Origin of the sequence: Paenibacillus zanthoxyli JH29, from assembly GCF_000520715.1 — a bacterium.
GTDB lineage: Bacteria > Bacillota > Bacilli > Paenibacillales > Paenibacillaceae > Paenibacillus_AQ > Paenibacillus_AQ zanthoxyli.
The window spans coordinates 1-2,357 of record NZ_ASSD01000693.1; the positions used below are offsets into that span (position 1 = coordinate 1).

4 protein-coding genes are annotated in these 2,357 nt (G+C 48.1%); 1 reads left to right on the plus strand and 3 read right to left on the minus strand.

Going from position 1 to position 2,357, the window contains the following annotated elements:
- Positions 1-369, minus strand: a 369-nt coding sequence (locus L691_RS33865) for a hypothetical protein (protein ID WP_036738519.1), incomplete at its 3' end; no start/stop codon positions are given.
- Between the two features lie 72 nt (positions 370-441).
- Here L691_RS33865 and L691_RS32355 point away from each other — a divergent pair.
- Positions 442-588, plus strand: coding sequence for a hypothetical protein (locus L691_RS32355; protein ID WP_156934354.1), 147 nt, complete (start codon positions 442-444; stop codon positions 586-588).
- A 250-nt stretch (positions 589-838) separates the two neighbouring features.
- On the opposite strand, the gene L691_RS0126730 is transcribed toward L691_RS32355, so the two are convergent.
- The gene (locus L691_RS0126730) at positions 839-1,495 is read right to left on the minus strand and encodes a hypothetical protein (protein WP_025693254.1); all 657 of its coding nucleotides are present in this window, start codon (positions 1,493-1,495) and stop codon (positions 839-841) included.
- Between the two features lie 127 nt (positions 1,496-1,622).
- Positions 1,623-2,357, minus strand: a 735-nt coding sequence (gene rlmD, locus L691_RS0126735; protein WP_025693255.1) for a 23S rRNA (uracil(1939)-C(5))-methyltransferase RlmD, incomplete at its 5' end; no start/stop codon positions are given.

A 2,357-nucleotide genomic window follows, 5' to 3' on the forward strand; every position in this document is an offset into this window, starting at 1 on the left:
GACTGAAGTCACGAGTTTGCGAAAACTATGCATCAATGCTATAATCGCTTCTCCAATTCCCATGTAGAATTGAAATATAACAAAGTCAAGACCCCATTCGGAAAATGGTGACGCATTTACTACAACCTCTTGCATACCTAATAAAAAAATTAATCCAAAGCAAATCCCAAAGCGTATCCCTAATTGTATATTAGATAATTTTGCATTTTTTCCAAATAACTGTGTAATGGAAGCACTGTGTGTGTAAATCAAAATAAAGTAAAGGGAAGCAACAACCGGAAAACCAAGTAATTTGACAAATATACTGTTAAAGTCCTTGATATTCACAGCACTAGGAAGCAAATTCTTAGAAAATATTGCTAACGTCATTGAGCCTTGCACAGGCAGGGAGCGCTACGTTCCGCTGACGCCGATCATGCTTATCCGAGAAGTGTACGTAACTTGATTCGTAAGGAGGCGTCAGGACTGGTTTCCATCGCGATTCCCGGCATCTACATGAAACAACCTTATATCGTAACGAACCGCAAAGGAAAGCAAGTCACAAAGCAACGTTACGTGCAGATTGCAGCTGTGGCTGCCATCGACTGAAGGAGGACGAATCCGTGCCTACCTAGACGGAGGAAGAAGCGCCGGCGACTTATAAGAATCCTTTTTCTACTAATAACTTTTGTCTCCATAACCCCTCAAATAATCCTAATTTCAAATTCTTGTTTGCCTGTTACGTTCTAATAAGCAGCAGCATTCTGTATGCCTTCAGTGGGTAAAAAAGATGTCGTACCCATCTGGTATCCCCTTGGCGGAGCAACCACAGGCTATTGCCGGTGGTCCTAAGTATGTTTCATGAACCGGCAATAATGTATTCTTCCGATCTATTGCCAAGGATTCTTATACCAAGGATGACTAACCATGCCGAGAAAAACAACTGAGTAACAAATGACATAACAGCTCCAATCAACCACGGATATGCGCCGATGAAGTCTAATATTCCTGCCGTAAATCCCAAATAGGCGACAAATTTGCCAATTGCACTTTTTCTTATTGCGAAACACAATGAGATGGAAGCCGCACAGAATATAAGATTTACAAGGTGCATGCCTCCATAGTACAAACTGACCACTAGTTTGTAAATATCCGGTGAAAGTTCAATATGATACACCGGATAGACCAATCGCCCCAGGATAATGTCCAGGATTAAGTTGATTGGAATAGTGACAGCCAAAAGTCCGCATCCAAGCAATGCTTTGATTTTAGCCGCCTTCACCAATATTTTGTACAACGCTGCAATAGAAGGAATCAAGAGTAATGAGGCGAAAAATAACAATTCATCCGCCATTGAGATATTGAATTGCCATTTTTTAAGCCATGTCATTAAATCAATATCCACTGACGGAGGACTGGACATAGGAAGAAGAAAAAGGTATTGGGCTAAAAAGAGGATACCTGAAAGAATCAATGTAATCCCACCAAATTTAATAACGCCGATTTTCCGGCTCATAATGCTAATACCTCCTCAGCATATATAACCAGCGAGATAACTATTTTATAGGAAAACTGAACCGGAGTGATACGTTCACGGCTGAGAGCGGCAAACTTCCGAAAATAACGGCGGCAACTGTCATTGGCTATTCACTTAATATCAGAACCACCGTCTCCACATGACTCGTCTGCGGGAACATATCGACGGGCTGGACCCACTGGATGGCATAGCCGCCCTCCAGCAGCACCTTGCAATCCTTCGCCAGGGTGGAAGGGTTGCAAGAGACATAGACGAACCGGTTCGGCTTGGTGCGGAGCACCGCCTCCAGGAACCGGGGGTCAAGCCCCGTCCGGGGCGGGTCGGCGACGATGACGTCCGGGGTCAGGCCGGACTTGGCCCAGCGGGGCAGCAGCTCCTCCGCCGCTCCGGTATGGAAGCTGATATTGCTGCGGCCGTTGCGGGCCGCGTTCTGCTTCGCGTCCTCCACCGCTTCCGGAATCGCCTCGATGCCGCGCACTTCCTTGGCGTAAGGCGCAAGCCACAGCCCGATTGTGCCGGTGCCGCAGTAAGCGTCCACGACGGTCTCCCTGCCGGTCAGGCCGGCGGCTGCACGCACCGATTCGTACAGCTTGACCGTCGCCTGCGGATTAAGCTGGAAGAAGGCGCGCGGCGACAGCGAGAACTGCAAGTCGCCCAGCGACTCCTCCATTGTGTCTTCACCCCATAGGGTAATCGTCCGGTCTCCGAAGATAAGCGGGGTCTTCTTCGGATTGACATTTAGGGCGATTCCAATCACGTCCGGCAGCGTTAAGCGAAGAAGGCGGACCAGGTCGTTCTGGCGGGGCAGCCTCGGGCTCGCGGCAACAAGCGTCACCTGCAG

Bases quoted from the DNA above. Each gene is read 5' to 3' on its own strand.
- L691_RS0126730 (WP_025693254.1), bottom strand. From the start codon at position 1,495: ATGAGCCGGAAAATCGGCGTTATTAAATTTGGTGGGATTACATTGATT.